The organism is uncultured Aggregatibacter sp., from assembly GCF_901873365.1.
GTDB lineage: Bacteria > Pseudomonadota > Gammaproteobacteria > Enterobacterales > Pasteurellaceae > Aggregatibacter.
Window position 1 is genome coordinate 1 of sequence record NZ_CABFLM010000022.1, and the last position, 18,077, is coordinate 18,077.

The following is an 18,077-nucleotide window of genomic DNA, read 5'->3' on the forward strand; positions in this document are numbered from 1 at the left end:
GGCATAATGTATCCCTTAGGACAAGATTGTTCTTTGTTTATTATCATGTTGTTTGTTAGCGTATTTAAATCTTAAGGTGGTATGTATGCAGCATTCTTTAAATGAATGGCTCTCCTCCAGTGCATTAGGTGGGGCAAATCAATCTTATATTGAGGATCTTTATGAAAGCTATCTTGAAGATCCGAACAGTGTGGATGCCAGTTGGCAGGAAATTTTTAAAACGCTGCCAAAATCCACCGCACTTGAGCAACCCCATTCAACGGTGCGCGATTATTTCCGCCGTTTAGCGCGAGAAAATCATGGACAGAGCGTGAGCGTGATTGATCCGGAAGCGAGCGCGAAATTAGTTAAAGTTTTACAATTCATCAACGCATACCGTTCTCGTGGCTACATTGAAGCCACTCTCGACCCCCTCAATTATTACCGCTGGAAAACTTCCTCGGTGCCTGAATTAGACCATCACCGACATGGATTAACCGACGCTGATTTAGATGAAAGTTTCAATATCGACTATGCTGTTTATGGCAAGGAAAGCATGAAGCTCCGTGATTTAGCCCGTGATTTGAAAGCGACCTATTGTGGCAATATCGGTCTGGAGTTTATGCACATTCATGATATGGAACAGCGTAATTGGTTGCAAAGCAAACAAGAAAAATGGATTCAACAGCCGCTTTTCAGTAAAGATGAAAAAATCAATTTACTGAAAGAATTAACGGCAGCGGATGGCTTGGAACGTTATTTAGGCGCGAAATTCCCGGGTGCGAAACGTTTCTCTTTAGAAGGAAGTGATGCCTTTATTCCGATGATGAAAGAGATCATCCGTCATGCCAGCCGTAACGGTATAGACGATGTGGTCTTGGGTATGGCGCACCGTGGTCGTCTAAATATGTTGGTTAACGTGTTTGGTAAACGCCCAACCGATTTATTTGATGAATTTGCCGGTAAACATGCGGAAGATAATCGCACCGGTGATGTGAAATATCACCAAGGTTTCTCCTCTGATTTTGCGGTAGATGATAAAAAAGTACACCTGACACTTGCCTTTAACCCGTCTCACTTGGAAATTGTGAGTCCGGTTGTGATTGGTTCCGTCCGCGCAAGACAAACCCGTAAACAAGACACCGAACATAACAAAGTGTTGGCGGTCACCGTGCATGGTGACTCCGCGGTTACCGGTCAAGGTATCGTGCAAGAAACCTTGAATATGTCCAATGCACGGGGTTATAAAGTGGGCGGCACGATTCGTATTGTGATCAATAACCAAATTGGTTTCACCACCTCTAACCCGAACGATACCCGTTCTACCGAGTTTTGTACTGATATCGCCAAAATGATTCAAGCGCCGATTATTCACGTGAACGGCGATGATCCGGAAGCGGTTGCTTTTGCGGCCCGTATGGCGGTGGAATATCGTGCGGTCTTTAAACGGGATATTTTCATTGATTTGATTTCTTATCGCCGTCATGGTCATAACGAAGCCGACGAGCCATTGGCGACTCAGCCGATGATGTATGGCATTATCAAAAAACACCCAACACCACCGAAAGTGTATGCCAATCGTTTAATTCAAGAAGGCGTCATTACGGAAGAAGATGCCACTGAAATTGCCAATTTATACCGTGATGCCTTGGATAATGGTGAATGTGTTGTGCCGGAATGGCGTGCGATGGATATGGCAAAAGTGGACTGGTTGCAGTATCTCAACTATGACTGGACGGCGCCGTATGAAAGCAAATTCCCGGAAGAGCGATTTAAAATCTTAGCAAAACGAGTTTCTCATTATCCGGATTATGTGCAACCGCATCCTCGCGTTGAAAAAATTTATGCCGACCGCCAAGAAATGGGGCGAGGCGAAAAATTATTAGACTGGGGGATGGCGGAAACCATGGCGTATGCCACCTTATTGGATGAAGGCATTCATGTGCGTTTATCCGGTGAAGATGCCGGTCGTGGTACGTTCTTCCATCGTCATGCCGTCGTACATAACCAAAAAGACGGTACCGGCTATGTGCCATTAACCCAATTACACGCCAATCAAGGTCGCTTTGAAGTATGGGATTCCGTTTTAACCGAAGAAGGGGTGCTTGCCTTTGAATATGGTTATGCCACCACGGATCCGAAAACGTTGACCATTTGGGAAGCGCAATTTGGTGATTTTGCTAACGGGGCGCAAATCGTGATTGACCAATTCATCAGCTCCGGCGAGCAAAAATGGGGCAGAATGTGTGGCTTAGTGATGTTGCTACCACACGGTTACGAAGGACAAGGCCCGGAACACTCATCTGCCCGTCTGGAGCGTTATTTGCAGCTTTGTGCAGAACAAAATATGCAAGTTTGTGTGCCTTCAACACCGGCGCAGGTGTATCACATGTTACGTCGCCAAGCGATTCGTAAAATGCGCCGTCCGTTAATTGGTATTTCACCGAAATCCTTGTTACGTCATCCGTTAGCGGTGTCCAGTATGGATGAATTGCTTAACGGCACATTCCAAACGATCATTGGTGAAATTGACAACCTTGATCCGAAAAATGTGAAACGTGTGGTGATGTGTGCCGGTAAAGTATATTACGATTTATTGGAGCAACGCCGTAAAAATGAACAGGATAACGTGGCTATCATTCGTATTGAGCAACTTTATCCGTTTCCGCATGACGATGTGAAAGCCGCTTTAGCGCCTTATTCACATGTAACGGATTTTGTATGGTGTCAAGAAGAGCCACTGAATCAAGGCGCTTGGTATTGCAGTAAACATAACTTTGAAGCCGTGATTCCGAACAACGCCAAATTGTCTTATGCCGGCCGCCCGGCGTCTGCTTCACCGGCGGTAGGTTATTTGTCATTGCATGCCAAACAGCAAAAACAATTGGTGGAAGACGCATTGACGCTTTAATCCGTTAAAGTGCGGTGTATTTTTCGCTTGTTTTAAAAACACCTTGAAAAACGACCGCACTTTATGCTTAACAACATTGATACTTAGCTAAATGAATACAAAAAAGGAATGAAATTATGACTATTGAAATTCTTGTCCCGGATTTGCCTGAGTCAGTTGCTGATGCAACAGTCGCCACTTGGCATAAAAAAGCAGGCGATGCGGTGAAACGCAATGAAGTGATTGTGGAAATTGAAACAGACAAAGTGGTGCTTGAAGTGCCGGCGCAAGCAGACGGTGTGATCAGTGAAATCGTGCAGGATGAAGGCGCCACAGTCGTGAGCAAGCAGTTGTTGGGTAAATTGGAAGCTTCCGCAACAGCCGCTGCAGCAGCCATGGAAAAAACGGCAGAAGCGACACCGGCGGATCGTCGTACCGAAGTGCCGGATGAGCCTCATACCACGGATGCGTTAAGTCCGGGCGTTCGTCGTTTATTGGCGGAACACGATATTCAAGCTTCTGAGGTGAAAGGCACCGGCGTGGGCGGTCGTATTACCCGCGAAGACGTTGAAGCGGTTATCGCAAAACGTGTAACAGCCCCTAAACCGGCAGAAACAACTGTCAGTACGATGGCTTATTCAGCACGCAGTGAAAAACGCGTGCCGATGACCCGTTTACGTAAACGTATTGCAGAGCGTTTGTTGGAAGCCAAAAATAATACGGCGATGTTAACCACATTCAATGAAGTGGATATGCAACCGATCATGAAGTTGCGCAAACAATACGGCGAAAAATTTGAAAAACAACACGGCGTACGTTTAGGTTTTATGTCTTTCTACATCAAAGCCGTGGTGGAAGCCTTAAAACGTTATCCGGAAGTGAATGCCTCCATTGACGGTGACGATGTGGTTTATCACAATTATTTTGACGTGAGTATTGCGGTTTCCACGCCACGTGGTTTGGTCACTCCGGTATTGCGTGATTGCGATAACCTTTCTATGGCAGACATTGAAAAATCGATTAAAGCCTTAGCGGAAAAAGGACGTGATGGTAAGTTAACCGTGGAAGATTTAACCGGCGGTAACTTTACGATTACCAATGGCGGTGTGTTTGGTTCTTTGATGTCCACTCCAATTATCAACCCACCGCAAAGCGCGATTTTGGGTATGCACGCCATTAAAGAGCGTCCGGTTGCTGTGGATGGTCAAGTGGTGATTCGTCCAATGATGTATTTGGCATTAAGTTATGACCACCGTTTAATTGACGGCCGTGAGTCTGTCGGTTTCTTGGTCACCGTGAAAGAATTGTTGGAAGACCCAACAAGATTATTGCTAGAAATCTAAAGAAAGAAGAACCGCGTGTGCGTAAGGCAGGCGGTTCTTTGTTTCAACAGACGATAAAAATTAGGGCATTTAACAGAGGATTTTCTATGAATCTACATGAATATCAAAGTAAGCAAGTTTTTGCCGAATACAAATTGCCGGTGGGTAAAGGCATTGCCTGTAAAACCGCAGACGAAGCGGCAGAGGCGATTAAACAGTTAGACGGTGATGTTTGGGTGGCGAAATGTCAAGTGCATGCCGGTGGACGTGGTAAAGCGGGAGGCGTGAAACTTGTACGCAACGAAGCGGAAGTCAGAGAGTTTGCGAATAAATGGTTAGGGCAACGTTTGGTCACTTTCCAAACGGATGCCAATGGTCAGCCGGTAAACACGATTTATGTAGAAGAAGGTTCACAAATTGAACGTGAATTGTACCTAGGCGCGGTGCTCGATCGTGCTTCTCAACGTGTGGTGTTCATGGTGTCCACTGAGGGTGGGATGAATATCGAAGAAGTCGCGGCAAAAACACCGCACTTATTACACAAAATGGCGATTGACCCGCTGACCGGTGGTATGCCATACCAAGGGCGTGAGTTAGCGTTTAAATTGGGTTTAAAAGGCGATCAAGTGAAACAATTTGCCCATGTTTTTACCCAAATGGCAAAAATGTTCGTAGAAAGAGATTTGTCCTTATTAGAAGTGAACCCGCTGGTAGTCACGAAAGAAGGCAATCTTCTTTGTTTAGATGCCAAAATCGTGGTGGATGGCAATGCGTTATATCGTCAACCGGCTTTAGCGGCAATGCAAGATCCAAGCCAAGAAGACCCACGCGAAGCCTTAGCGGAAAGTTTCCAACTTAACTACGTGGCATTAGACGGCAATATCGGTTGCATGGTGAACGGCGCAGGGCTTGCCATGGGGACTATGGATATTGTGAAGTTGCATGGTGGTCAACCGGCGAACTTCCTGGATGTGGGCGGCGGTGCAACCAAAGAACGCGTTGCGGAAGCCTTTAAAATCATCCTTTCTGATAAAAATGTAAAAGCGGTACTCGTCAATATTTTCGGTGGCATTGTACGCTGCGATCTGATTGCAGAAGGGATTGTAGCGGCAGTGAATGAAGTGGGTGTCAACGTGCCTGTGGTGGTGCGTTTAGAAGGTAACAATGCCCCGTTGGGCCGTGAAATTTTAGCGAAGAGCGGTTTGAATATTATTGCTGCCCAAACGTTGACTGATGCGGCGGTAGAATCAGTGAAAGCGGCAAAGGCTAACGCATAAGGAGCAATAGCATGTCAATTTTAATTAATAAAGATACAAAAGTGATTTGCCAAGGTTTCACCGGCGGTCAAGGTACATTCCACTCCGAACAAGCATTAGCTTATGGCACTAAACTGGTGGGGGGCGTTTCACCGAACAAAGGCGGCACGACCCATTTAGGATTACCGGTGTTTGACACCGTACGCGATGCAGTCGAGGCAACCGGTGCCACAGCCACGGTGATTTATGTGCCGGCGCCGGGCTGTAAAGATGCGATTTTAGAGGCGATTGATGCCGGGATTAAATTGATTATTTGTATCACCGAAGGCATCCCAACCTTGGATATGTTGGTGGTGAAACAACGCTTGAACCAAACCGGTGTGCGCATGATTGGGCCAAACTGTCCGGGCGTGATTACACCGGAAGAATGTAAAATCGGCATCATGCCCGGCAACATTCATAAAAAAGGGAAAATTGGCATTGTTTCCCGCTCAGGCACGTTGACGTATGAAGCCGTGAAACAAACTACTGATGAAGGTTTTGGTCAATCCACTTGTGTGGGTATCGGCGGCGATCCGATTCCGGGTTCCAACTTTGTGGATATTTTGAAATTATTCCAAGAGGATCCGCAAACGGAAGCGATTGTCATGATCGGCGAAATTGGCGGTTCCGCCGAGGAAGAAGCGGCGGCGTTCATTAAAGAACATGTAACCAAACCGGTGGTGAGCTACATTGCCGGCGTGACAGCGCCGAAAGGCAAACGCATGGGGCATGCCGGTGCCATTATCAGTGGTGGAAAAGGAACTGCCGATGAAAAATTTGCGGCGCTTGAAGCCGCCGGTGTGAAAACCGTGAGAAGTTTGGCAGAAATCGGTTCAGCGTTAAGAGAAATGTTGAATAAATAATTGGGCTGAGCTAAAAAAAGTGCGGTTGGTTTTAAAAACGTTTTTAAAATAGACCGCACTTTTTCTTTTTATTATAGCCAGCCAAAGTCTAGCTATAAAAACCATACGCTATGCGTATGGAGTCCTTCCTCGTAGCGTGCAACTTGTTGCACGAATAATTAACCTCGATGCGTCATTCACGATTTCATGCGTACCGTACATCTTGATGCACGACTAAATTACGCACGGAACGTTATTTAACGCTTTCGGGCATTCATGATTTCGTGCAACAAGTTGCACGCTACGATTCTAAACCCTACTTAAATATTAGGCTCTGTGTTGCACAGAGCTTAAATTATTTAATTTGGGCATAAGACGAACTGTCTTCGCAAATTATACCTTCCATACCTTCCATACCTTCCATCATCGGCAAGCCTATAAGAACAGCCTTGGCCAGAGTAAATAATCGTTAAATCCGTTTCGTTTAATTGAGCCAATACTGTTTTACCACAGGGGAAAATCCTTTCACTATGTAACTTGCGTAGCATGATGGGGTAACCATCCAGCTTCTGATTTACTTAATAAAGTTCGGAGATACGCTGTCAAATTATGTAATGATCTGCTGTTTCCTGCGGAGTGTAATAGCATGTTAAGCGAGTCAACCCGATAATTTTTAGTAACAAGTGACAATCATGTGTATGAAATGTACTGGCATGTTGTTTTTTCGTCTTTTTCAGTATGTAAATTACCCACATAGTACAGATTACAAACAACAAAACCTCATTTTTTATGTGACTTAAATCACAGAACACCAAAAAAGTCATTTACTAATAAATACGCTACCTATATTTTGTTAACAATTATATAACAAAAGGAGGTTTTCTCATGCAATTCACACTATCAAAACAATATAGCCCTATTCGACAAGCGATCACTGCAAACTATCGTTTAGATGAGAAAAGTGCGGTCGATTCTTTAGTGAAAACATTAGATTTTTCTCCAGAACAAGAACAACGCATCACAGACAATGCTATTAAGTTAATTAAAAAATTACGCCAACTGAAACAAAAACAATATGGCGCAGATGCCTTAATGCAAGAGTTTTCATTAAGCAGTGAAGAAGGGGTCGCGTTAATGTGCTTAGCTGAAGCCTTGTTACGTATTCCTGATGCACAAACCCGCGATGACTTAATTTATGAGAAATTGCAAGAAGGGAACTGGAAATCTCACATTGGCAATTCCAATTCATTCTTCATCAATGCAGCCAGTTATGGCCTACTCTTTGGTAAAAAAATCAGCGAAACCCTGGATGAAAACAGTTTATCAAATGCACTCACCCGTAGTTTCTCCCGTTTGTCTGCGCCTATTATGCGTATGGCAATTATCAAATCTATGCAGATTTTGGGTAAACAGTTTGTTACCGGCGTGACCATGCAAGAGGCGCTGCAAAACATCAAACCACGCTACGAAAAAGGCTTTACGTTCTCTTTTGATATGTTGGGCGAAGCTGCCATGACAGAAGCCGATGCACAACGCTATTTCAACGACTATTTACACGCGATTGAAGAAGTGGGCAAAGACGCAGCCGGCAGAACCATTTATAACGGCAACAGTGTTTCCGTTAAACTTTCTGCGATTCACCCGAAATATAGCCGTTCCAAATATGATCGTACCATCAATGAGCTTTACCCTCGCTTAAAAGAACTCTTCTTATTAGCGAAAAAATACAACATCAGTATCAATATTGATGCGGAAGAGGCCAATCGTTTAGAGCTTTCCCTCGATCTTGTGGAAAAATTATTAGATGAACCGGAATTACAAGGCTACAAAGGCATTGGTTTCGTAGTACAGGCTTACTCCAAACGTTGTCCATTTGTCTTGGATTATTTGATTAATTTAGCCCGAGAAAAACAAGGCTATTTGATGATTCGTCTTGTTAAAGGCGCTTATTGGGACAGCGAAATCAAATGGGCGCAAGCGGACGGTTTGGACGGTTTTCCACTTTACACACGTAAAAATCACACCGATATTTCTTATATTGCTTGTGCGAAAAAATTATTTGCTGCACAAGATGTCATTTATCCGCAATTTGCCACCCATAACGTGCAAACTATGTGCACGATTCACGAATTAGGACAAGGTAAAAACTTTGAATTCCAATGCCTACACGGCATGGGGGAATCTCTTTATGACAATATTGTGGGGAAAGAAAATCTGAACCGACAAGTTCGTGTCTATGCACCCGTGGGCACACACGCCACCTTGTTAGCCTATTTAGTCCGCCGCCTCTTGGAAAACGGCGCAAACTCCTCTTTTGTTCACCAGCTGGTTGATGAAAACATTCCGGTCGAACAACTTGTTACGCCGCCATGGAAACTTTATGCCAAATCTCATGGCGAGCCGAATAAGTCGGTTCTTAAACCGTTAGAATTATTTAAAAACCGTAAAAACTCTGCCGGTTTCGATCTGAGCAATGAATTGGAATTAGCAAGATTAGAACAAGCGCTGAATGCGGCAACCATCGAAAACGCTACCTCTTTGGTTGCGTTTGAAAATGCTGAAAATGCGCCTGCGCATCAAGTCACCAATCCGGCCAACCTCAATGAAACTGTTGCAGAAGTCGCCTTTTTAGCTGTGAATCAGGCGGGAAAAGCGTTTGCCGCTGCCGACAATACCCAATGGAAAGCCAAAAGTGCGGTGGAAAAAGCTAACGTTTTACGCAATGCTGCCGACTTATATGAAGAACATTTTGGCTTGTTGATGAAACTCGCTGTGGTTGAAGCGGGTAAAACCTTGCCAAACGCCATTGCCGAATTGCGTGAAGCCGTGGATTTCTTACGTTATTACGCCGTTCAATTAGAGCTGCTCGCAACACAAAATCACCTTGCCGAGCCCCGTGGAAAAGTACTTTGTATTTCTCCATGGAACTTCCCATTAGCCATCTTTACCGGCCAAATTGCTGCCTCTTTAGCAGCAGGCAATGCAGTGATTGCAAAACCGGCAGAACAAACTTCATTAATTGCGTATGCCGCCGTGAAACTCTTACACCAAGCCGGTATCCCGAAAGAAACCCTACAACTGGTGTTAGGAGCGGGGGATTTAGGGGCTGCGTTAGTCCAACAAGCTTTTGATGGCGTCGTATTTACCGGTTCAACCGAAGTGGCCAAACTCATTGAGCAACGTCTGACATTAGCAGATAACGATCCTGTGTTGATTGCAGAAACCGGCGGTCAAAACGTCCTTGTCGTTGACTCTTCAGCCTTGCCGGAACAAGTCGTTGCTGATGTTCTCAGTTCAGCCTTTGACTCGGCAGGTCAACGTTGTTCTGCATTACGCATCTTATTGTTACAAGAAGATGTGGCAGATCACTATTACAAGATGATCACCGAAGCCATTAAAGAATTAAGTTTAGGCGATCCACGTTTATTGGAAACCGATATCGGTCCTGTGATTGATGAAGAAGCTAAACAAAATCTAGAAAACCACAAGGCAGCCATGCGCAAAGTCGCCCGCGCTTATGCGGAAATCGACACGCCGACTCAAGGGCATTTTGTGGCACCGAGTGTGTATTTGTTGGATAACCTCGATCAAGTACAGCGTGAAGTCTTCGGTCCGATTCTACACATCGTACGTTATAAAAAAGATAACTTACTCAATGTCCTCAAAGCGGTAAATGAAAAAGGTTATGCGCTGACCGGTGGTTGCCATACCCGTATCCGCAAACAGATGGATATTGTGGAACGCCACTTAAACTGCGGTAACTTCTATATCAACCGTAATATTGTAGGTGCGGTGGTTGGTGTTCAACCGTTCGGTGGACACGGATTATCCGGCACAGGGCCGAAAGCCGGCGGTGAATTCTATTTGCAACGCTTAACCCGTACACCTCGCTATTACAGCCAATTTGGTGATGAAAATACGCTAGGCACAACCAAACCGGTATTAGAAAGTATCACCGGTGAACACAACTCCCTAGCTTATCTGCCTTGTGAAGTAGCCATTCTCAACGGCGACTTAGCGGCAGCAGAAAAAGCGGCAGAAAAATTGCTTGCCAAAGGTTTTAGCATTTTGGTGGAACCGCAGCATCCATTAGCCGCCAAAGCCAAACCGGGCATTCGTGTTGATACGAAGTTAGGTCATTGTCAAAAAGGCATTTATTTGACCGCACTTGATAAAGCCAAACGTCAATGGTTGGCTGAAAACAGTAAAGCTATTTTCAAATGTTACGACTGGCAAGATACCCAAGATTTACTGCCATTGTATGATGAATTTTCCCGCAGTTATAACACCACTGCGGCAGGTGGAAACACCTCATTAATGTCCTCTCAAGAAGAATAAAAGGAGTGTTTTATGCAAATCTACATCACCTTTGGCCTCTATTTGGCAATTATTTTAGGCATTGGGTTATACGCCTATCGTTCCACCAAAAACTTTGATGATTACATTTTGGGTGGTCGAAAAATGGGAAGTTTCGTGACCGCCATGTCTGCCGGTGCTTCCGACATGTCCGGTTGGCTATTAATGGGGTTACCCGGCGCGATTTTCTTATCAGGCCTTTCCGAGGCATGGATTGCTGTCGGCTTAACCGTTGGTGCCTATCTGAACTATCGCGTTGTGGCAGGACGCTTGCGGATTTTCACTGAGAAATATAGCAATGCGCTGACCTTACCGGAATTTTTTGCACAACGTTTTCCGCGTCAGAAAAAAGCATTAAAGATTATTTCTTCAGGTATTATTCTCTTCTTCTTCACCATTTACTGTGCTTCCGGCGTGGTAGCGGGAGCGAAGTTATTCCAAAGCTTATTGGGCTTGGAATATTCCACCGCACTTTGGTTAGGGGCATTAGCAACCATTACCTATACCTTTATCGGTGGCTATTTAGCAGTTTCATGGAGCGACACCATCCAAGCCTCATTAATGATTTTCGCCTTGATTTTGGCACCGGTCATGGTATTGCTCAACATCAGCTGGGATGAAATCACAATGTCTTTGGAAGCGAAATCTGCTATCACCGGCATTCCTTACAGCAACTGGCTGCACAATGTTTCCGGTATCGGTGTTATCTCTGCATTGGCTTGGGGCTTGGGTTATTTCGGACAGCCACACATTCTTGCCCGTTTCATGGCAGCAGACTCTGTGGCCTCTCTCGAAAAAGCCCGTCGAATCGGAATTTCTTGGATGTTCCTCTGCCTTGGCGGCGCCGTTGCAGTGGGCTATTTCGGATTGGCCTATTTCACCACCCAAAATATTGAACTATACAATGCAGAAGCGGTTTTCATTGAGTTAAGTAAAGCCATGTTTAACCCTTGGATTGTCGGCATCGTCTTATCCGCAATCTTAGCCGCGGTGATGAGTACCCTGTCCGCTCAATTATTAATGTGTTCCGCCGCAATTACAGAGGATTTCTATAAAGGTTTCTTCCGTAAAGGCGCTTCCAGCCTTGAATTGGTCTGGGTCGGTCGTTTAATGGTATTGTTAATCTCTGTGGTTGCCATCGCTATCGCACAAGATCCAAACTCCAAAGTAATGGGCTTGGTTTCTTATGCGTGGGCTGGTTTTGGTGCCGCCTTCGGTCCGGTGGTGATTCTTTCCCTGTTCAACCGCAATATTAGCTCCAAAGCGGCATTATGGGGAATGTTATCCGGCGCTATCACCGTGGTGGTCTGGAGTCCATTAATGAAATACTTGGGCTGGGAAGATTTATCTCACCTCTATGAAATCGTCCCTGGTTTCTTGGTTTGTTCTTTCATTACCATTACCTCTTCCGTGTTCGCACCGGTACATCCGAAAGTGATGGAACAATTTGATGCCGCTTTAGCTGAATTTGAAGCACGACGCTAAAAAAGTGCGGTGATTTTTAAATGTAAAATAGGGCGGAATTTCCGCCCTATTTTTATACATTTCTTATTTAATTATGTAAATAAAAAATGATCTGCACCCCAAACGTTGGATTCAACATCCAACCATTGAGGTGCAGATTTTTTATGGCTAAATGCAATAATCTTCTTTTAACAGATGACGATAGGCATAAAGGTAAGAGGCACCGACAAATGCTGCGCCGCCGGCGACATTGCCTAGAAAGACCGGAATCATGTTAAAGAAAAATTGGTGCCAAGTAACATTGGCGCCGGCAAAAATGCCTGCCGGAATAATAAACATATTGGCGACAAAGTGTTGTAATCCAACAAGAACGAAGATCATCACCGGAAACCACATGGCAAGGATTCTGCCAGAGGTTTGTTTCGCGCCGAAATAGAACCAAATGCCCATACAAACCATCCAGTTACAGGCGATGGCGGAAAGAAAGGCTCGACCAAAATCCATTTGCACTTTGGCTTCGGCAATGGCGATAGTTTTTGCGGCAGCTACACCTTCTGAAAGCCCGACATAATGTCCTAAGAAATAGGCCATAAATAACGCACCGGCTAAATTTCCTAAGCTGACGACAATCCAGTTACGAAAGAGTTTCTTAAAGCTCACTCTTCTGGTTAAACGGCCTAATGCCATCATCATCATGTTGCCGGTGGCCAATTCACCGCCGCCGATTAAAATACAAATTAAACAAATTGGGAATACTGCCGCGCCTAGCAGGGTGGCTAATCCACTCCATTCTGGTGGAATGCCGCTCACCACTTTTAAATAGGCCATATAACCAAAACTGACATAGCCACCGCCTAAAAAGCTTAAAATCGCCAGCGTTTTTAAGCGTCCTTCTGATTTCGCATAACTTTTTTCAATGACATCTTGTAAGATTTCATGGGGGTAAAGATCACGGTGTTGCATAGGTTTTCCTCTAATGAAATAAGATGGTAAAAATCTAGCAAAGCAAAAGAAAAAAACGAAAGAATTGTTAAGTATATATACGGCGTTTTAGTTATAACGAAATTGAATAAGCGTTGGGCGTGTCATTGTGCGGTGAATTTTTAAAATGTTCGGTATTATGTAGCAGTTGCACAAAGGTTTAACCGATTAAAAATCTTAAAATTCCTATTGAAATTTTAACTCAATAGGGATGTAGTGATCAGCTAATTCAACAGTCCCCGATAGGTTGTTTTTGTTAAAACAGGTGGCAAACCTTGATTGTAACGATGTGGGCGAACAAAATTGTAATACACCACATAAACTCTCACATCGTCCATCGCTTGCCCAAGGTTATATAGTCGCCCTCTTTGCATCCATTCATATTTAAAGCTGCGAAACCAACGCTCCATTGGGGCATTATCCCAACAGTTACCTCGGCGACTCATACTTTGGGATAAAGCACTTCAGCATTAATCCAATTCACCCAAGTGTTTTCCAATAATGGAATTAAGGGGGTGCTATCTTCAACTACAGTATTTAAGGCAGATAATACCTCTTCTAAAGACGAAGGTTGTTCTTGTATATAACTTAATAGCCAAAAGTCAAGTTCAGATAAGCGTTGTTGCAGAATATTAAAATCGCTATCCCGCCATATAACAGCCTGTATAGGGTTTTCATCAAATTGTTTAAAATCGCTTGATAAAAAATCAACTTCATAGCGTTTTAAATAAGCAGCATCAGATAACTGCATTACGCTATGCTTATTCCACTCAAATTTTTTAGGTACTTTTGCTAAAGAAACTTCTGCAAGTAATTGTGTATTTTCAAAATCCATCAATGCCAGTATATTGGTATCAAAACTCTCTTTTTCTTGACAAAATAAGAGAAATTCTCCTGCAATATCTTGAAAATAAGGCGAATGTGGTTTTCCTGTTAATACAAACGCTTCTTTTGTCTGAGACCAACTCTCAGCAGAAACGTGTTTAGGTGCTTCAACAAAACAACGGTCAATAAAACCAAAGATGTTATTTCGAACTAAGCGAGCATAAACAGCAAGGCGATTCGGAGCATAACCATTTAGAGGTTGAGCATGAGCCAACCGAACTGCTGTGGCAAGTGCTTTTTGTGTTTCAATAAGCGAAGGTTTAGGCTGCATAGGATATCACCTCTTTTTGAGCATATTTTTGCTGTAGTTGTGCAATATGTTCAACTTCAGCATAAAGTTCTGCAAATGGAGGGAAATTGAAATCACGCTCTAATAATGTTGGCGGAATGACAGGTAGTCGTTGATAGGCATATTCTAATAAATCCCACACAGTACCTTTTACTGCCTCACCGTGCGTATCAATTAATAACTCTGGTAAATGGCGATATGCCCCTTTTATTTTATTAAATGATTCCCCTTCTAAATCCTCTACAACTTGTGCCGCAGAATGTTCTTCGTCGTGTCCGGCAATATGAATGTAATTGACACGTTTCACATCTACTTGATCTAAGAAAACATAAGGATCAAGTAAACCGTGATTGACGCCATTTACATAAATATTATTTACATCTAAATGAATACCACAATCCGCTTCTTGTGCAATAGCATTTAAAAATTCTACTTCATTCATTGTGCTGGTGGGAGAGTGTAAATAATAAGAGGTGTTTTCTAATGAAATTTGTAATCCTAAAAAATCTTGTACATAGCGGATTCTCTGTGCTACGTGTTTTACAGCTTCTTCTGTAAATGGCATAGGTAATAAATCATATAAATGCCCTTCACATTCACAATAACTCAAATGTTCAGAAAAAAATGTCGAATTATATTGAGTCATTAATGCTTTAGTATTTTTTAATAACTCGCGATCAAGAGGTGCTTGCCCGCCTAATGAAAGTGATAGTCCGTGTACCGCAAGTGGATATCTTTCTGCTGCCTGATCAAATTTATAACGAGCAGCTCCCCCCATTTTTACCCAATTTTCTGGAGCAACTTCCATAAACTGAATCGCATTATTTGATGATAAATTCAAAAAATCATCTGCTAAATCTCGGCGATACCCTAATCCTGCACCTTGTAACATAATTATTGACTCCTTTTAATACAACACTGGTGTAAATTTACACCAGTGTTATGTATGGCATCTAGATTTAAATACGATTATTTAGAACCGCATTTACCTTCACCACATTTACCTTCTGCGGCTTTTGGTTTGCTCGCACCGCATTTGCCTTCTCCGCATTTACCTTCTGCAGCTTTTGTTTTCACACATTTATCACCCACACAAGGTGTTGCAGCTTTATCTGTACTGCTTGATTTTGGCTCAGCGTGTGCAACAGTAGCTACTGTCATCGTTAATGCTCCTGCTAATGCGGCTAAAGTGGATAATTTTTTCATTTAAATCTCCTAGAGTTTGATATTGAATATATAGTTAGAGGAATTTCAACCAGCTTTTAGTTGGATAAACCTTCTTAATAAGCGTGTCTAAAGAGAGTTTCCCTGCTCCCTGCGTAATTAAGATTAATAAAGTTACCACATAAATTAAGGGTAATTTATAACCATTATCACAAACGTTATAACCTGAATCGGCGTGAATGCTATACCACGCGACAGAGATTAAAATCGTTAAACTTAATGCACTAAAACGTGTTAGCACCCCAAATATCAGCAAGAATGGGAAAATTAATTCAGATCCCATTGCAACGTGCCAATTAATATCGGCTGGAATAAGATTAAATGGAAAAGGAAAACGATCTTGTATTTCTGTAAACCAATTTTGACCATTCCATTTTTCTAACCCTGCCTCTAAAAACTCCCACGCAAGAAAAAGGCGTAAAATCAATAAACTCACGCCGCTGCTAATACCTTGCATCTTACAATCTTTCATTTTTTTCCTCTGATTGATTAGCTATTTTATGAAATTATTTAGTTCATTATGGTAGGAAATGCTTCCTTGTTATTCTATTAGTCGGAGATAAGCCTTTTTTCTTACACTTTTTTTTCAAAAAATTGAAAATATTATTTTTTGTAAAAATGCAGATAACATTAAGGGCAAAGATTCTAATAATCTTCGCCCTTTTATCTTTTACTAATTAATGTAGTAATCAGCTAATTCAACAGTCCCCGATAGGTTGTTTCTGTTAAAACAGGCGGAAAACCTTGATTGTAACGATGTGGGCGAACAAAATTGTAATACATCACATAAGCTCTCACATCGTCCATCGCTTGCCCCAAGGTTAGATAGTCGCCCTCTTGCATCCATTCATGTTTAAAGCTGCGGAACCAACGCTCCATTGGGGCATTATCCCAATAGTTACCTTGGCGACTCATACTTTGGGTTACCTGAATGAAGGTTGGGAGGAATAGCTACACCTTGAGTTTGAAAAAATGGAAAATTTATGCGGTAAATTAGTCAATTTTCGGACTTTGTGCAACTGCTACATAATACCGAAAATGTTTTTAAAATCCACCGCACTTTTTATGTGGGGAGAGGGGTGCATTTAGCGTCTAAACATTCCGCCTAATCCGCCGAGCCCGCCGCCCATTAAGCCTTGCATGCCGCGCATCATTTTTGCCATGCCGCCTTTACGCATTTTCTTCATCATGCGTTGCATTTCATCAAATTGTTTGAGTAGCTTGTTTACGTCTTGCACTTGCGTGCCGGAACCAAGAGCAATGCGACGACGGCGAGAACCTTTGATGATGTCCGGATTGGCGCGTTCTTTTAAGGTCATGGAATTGATGATGGCTTCCAGTTTGTTGAACATTTTGTCGTCCACCTGATTTTTTACATGATCCGGCAGGTTTTTCGCACCCGGTAATTTTTCCAACATGGACATCATACCACCCATTTTTTTCATTTCGCGTAATTGTTCGCGGAAATCTTCTAAGGTGAAATCATCGCCCTTTTTGAATTTTTGCGCCATTTTTTCCGCTTTTTCACGATCAACGGAACGTTCTAAATCCTCAATCAAAGAAAGTACATCACCCATGCCGAGAATGCGTGACGCCACACGATCCGGATGGAACGGCTCTAACGCATCGGTTTTTTCCCCCACCCCGAGGAATTTAATCGGTTTGCCGGTGATTTGGCGAATAGACAACGCTGCACCACCGCGGGCATCGCCGTCCACTTTGGTGAGGATCACACCGGTAAGCGGCAAAGCCTCATTAAAGGCTTTTGCTGTATTTGCCGCATCTTGACCGGTCATGGCATCCACGGTGAAGAGCGTTTCAATTGGATTTAACGCCGCGTGAACCTGCTTGATTTCATCCATCATTTCACTATCAACGTGCAAACGACCGGCGGTATCCACGATCAGCACATCGTAGAATTTTAATTTCGCGTCTGCCAACGCGGCTTTCGCAATATCTACCGGCTTTTGTTTCACATCTGACGGGAAGAAATCGACATTAACCCCTTGTGCGAGGGTTTCTAATTGTTTGATCGCCGCCGGACGATAGACGTCGGCAGAAACAACAAGCACTTTTTTCTTATGACGTTCACGCAGAAATTTGGCCAGTTTACCCACGCTGGTGGTTTTCCCCGCCCCTTGCAGACCCGCCATTAAAATCACGGCAGGCGGTTGGGTGGCTAGATTTAAACTTTCGTTGGCTTCACCCATTGCCGCTTCTAATTCGGCTTGGACGATTTTGACGAATTCTTGTCCCGGCGTGAGGCTTTTATTGACTTCCACCCCAATGGCACGTTCTTTTACATTGTTAATAAAATCGCGCACGACCGGCAATGCCACATCGGCTTCTAATAATGCCATGCGCACTTCGCGCAAGGTTTCTTTAATGTTATCTTCGGTTAAACGACCTCGACCGCTGATATTGCGTAAGGTTTTGGAAAGACGATCGGATAAATTCTCAAACATAATATTTCCTGTGGTTAAATCGGAAAGGTATCATCGGTAAAATGCCGTTCATTATACTGAAATTCCGCGCATTTTCACGTCA

Annotated in this window: 13 protein-coding genes and 1 pseudogene; 6 read left to right on the plus strand and 8 right to left on the minus strand. The window is 43.4% G+C overall.

Translation table 11 applies throughout. The features are described 5' to 3' along the window. The first annotated feature begins 85 nt into the window (after positions 1–85). The 6 genes from sucA to putP all read left to right on the plus strand — a co-directional run bounded on the left by sucA (position 86) and on the right by putP (position 12,172). On the plus strand, positions 86–2,890 hold the full coding sequence (gene sucA / locus QZ106_RS00420) for a 2-oxoglutarate dehydrogenase E1 component (RefSeq protein ID WP_295972854.1): 2,805 nt from the start codon (positions 86–88) through the stop codon (positions 2,888–2,890). 116 nt (positions 2,891–3,006) lie between these two features. Next, a complete protein-coding gene (gene odhB / locus QZ106_RS00425; RefSeq protein WP_295972856.1) occupies positions 3,007–4,212 on the plus strand; it encodes a 2-oxoglutarate dehydrogenase complex dihydrolipoyllysine-residue succinyltransferase in 1,206 nt (401 codons plus the stop codon). Positions 4,213–4,298: 86 nt separating this feature from the next. Continuing rightward, positions 4,299–5,468, plus strand: coding sequence for an ADP-forming succinate--CoA ligase subunit beta (gene sucC, locus QZ106_RS00430; protein WP_295972858.1), 1,170 nt, complete (start codon positions 4,299–4,301; stop codon positions 5,466–5,468). An 11-nt stretch (positions 5,469–5,479) separates the two neighbouring features. Next, positions 5,480–6,352 (plus strand): succinate--CoA ligase subunit alpha, encoded by an 873-nt coding sequence (gene sucD / locus QZ106_RS00435; protein ID WP_109432890.1) that lies wholly within the window; start codon positions 5,480–5,482, stop codon positions 6,350–6,352. Between the two features lie 864 nt (positions 6,353–7,216). After that, entirely contained in the window at positions 7,217–10,669 is a 3,453-nt protein-coding gene (gene putA / locus QZ106_RS00440) for a bifunctional proline dehydrogenase/L-glutamate gamma-semialdehyde dehydrogenase PutA (protein WP_295972866.1), read from the plus strand. Positions 10,670–10,681: 12 nt separating this feature from the next. After that, entirely contained in the window at positions 10,682–12,172 is a 1,491-nt protein-coding gene (putP, locus tag QZ106_RS00445; RefSeq protein WP_295972869.1) for a sodium/proline symporter PutP, read from the plus strand. Between the two features lie 147 nt (positions 12,173–12,319). Here the strand turns inward: putP and QZ106_RS00450 are convergent, their stop codons facing one another. The 8 genes and pseudogenes from QZ106_RS00450 to ffh form a co-directional block, all read right to left on the minus strand. Next, positions 12,320–13,114 carry a formate/nitrite transporter family protein gene (locus tag QZ106_RS00450; protein ID WP_295972872.1) on the minus strand — a complete coding sequence of 265 codons (795 nt, stop codon included), beginning with the start codon at positions 13,112–13,114 and terminating at the stop codon, positions 12,320–12,322. Positions 13,115–13,356: 242 nt separating this feature from the next. After that, entirely contained in the window at positions 13,357–13,578 is a 222-nt protein-coding gene (locus QZ106_RS00455; RefSeq protein WP_367259882.1) for an integrase core domain-containing protein, read from the minus strand. Further along, positions 13,575–14,288 carry a DUF2063 domain-containing protein gene (locus tag QZ106_RS00460; RefSeq protein WP_295972874.1) on the minus strand — a complete coding sequence of 238 codons (714 nt, stop codon included), beginning with the start codon at positions 14,286–14,288 and terminating at the stop codon, positions 13,575–13,577. Before QZ106_RS00460 ends, QZ106_RS00455 begins: the two co-directional genes overlap by 4 nt. Further along, positions 14,278–15,198: a DUF692 domain-containing protein gene (locus tag QZ106_RS00465; protein WP_046953480.1), complete on the minus strand. Its 921-nt coding sequence runs from the start codon at positions 15,196–15,198 to the stop codon at positions 14,278–14,280. Before QZ106_RS00465 ends, QZ106_RS00460 begins: the two co-directional genes overlap by 11 nt. 77 nt (positions 15,199–15,275) lie before the next feature. Beyond that, the gene (locus tag QZ106_RS00470) at positions 15,276–15,512 is read right to left on the minus strand and encodes a hypothetical protein (protein ID WP_295972879.1); all 237 of its coding nucleotides are present in this window, start codon (positions 15,510–15,512) and stop codon (positions 15,276–15,278) included. Positions 15,513–15,546: 34 nt separating this feature from the next. Beyond that, positions 15,547–15,987, minus strand: coding sequence for a DoxX family protein (locus QZ106_RS00475; protein ID WP_295973015.1), 441 nt, complete (start codon positions 15,985–15,987; stop codon positions 15,547–15,549). Positions 15,988–16,223: 236 nt separating this feature from the next. Next, positions 16,224–16,460 (minus strand): annotated as a pseudogene (locus QZ106_RS00480) (integrase core domain-containing protein); the annotation flags it as partial. Positions 16,461–16,615: 155 nt separating this feature from the next. Next, positions 16,616–17,995: a signal recognition particle protein gene (gene ffh / locus QZ106_RS00485; RefSeq protein WP_111295664.1), complete on the minus strand. Its 1,380-nt coding sequence runs from the start codon at positions 17,993–17,995 to the stop codon at positions 16,616–16,618. Positions 17,996–18,077 lie beyond the last annotated feature (82 nt).